Here is a 462-nt window from a genome sequence, read left to right on the forward strand (position 1 = left end):
GGGCACTGTCGCCGTCCTTGTCGGTTATGGTCGCTGTCAGCGTCACCAGATTGTCCGCCGTCAGGCTCTTCGAATCATCGGGATTGCTGGCATCGGGATGCACCACCGCCCGTATCTGGTCAAGCGTGACGTCGCCATTGGCGGCCACGCTGACCGTGAACACCAGCAGGTTGGTCGTGGCCGTACGGCCTTCCACCACTGTGCCGTTGAGCGACAGGTTCACTGCCTCATTCGTGGCCGTGTCCACCAGCCCGGAGGCACCCGCCACCACGCCCAGTGCATAGGTCAGCGTGCCGGCCCCATCGGCGCCAAACGATGAGTTGAAGTTGGCGGCAAAGTTCTGCGTGGCGTTGGTCGCCAGGACGGTCTCGTCCACCGTCAGTGTCGGCTCGGTGCCGGTGGTGCTGACGCTCGGTCCGTCGTCCTTGAACACCAGGTTCTGGCCGATGTTGAGGGCCGCCT

1 protein-coding gene is annotated in these 462 nt (G+C 64.3%); it reads right to left on the reverse strand.

Annotation, left to right across the window (positions count from 1 at the left end; translation table 11 throughout):
- Positions 1-462: DUF5801 repeats-in-toxin domain-containing protein (locus IB255_RS30520; protein WP_225595117.1), on the reverse strand; the 462-nt coding region annotated here is incomplete at both ends.

Origin of the sequence: Pseudomonas sp. PDM22 (assembly GCF_014851965.1) — a bacterium.
In the GTDB taxonomy this organism is placed as follows: domain Bacteria; phylum Pseudomonadota; class Gammaproteobacteria; order Pseudomonadales; family Pseudomonadaceae; genus Pseudomonas.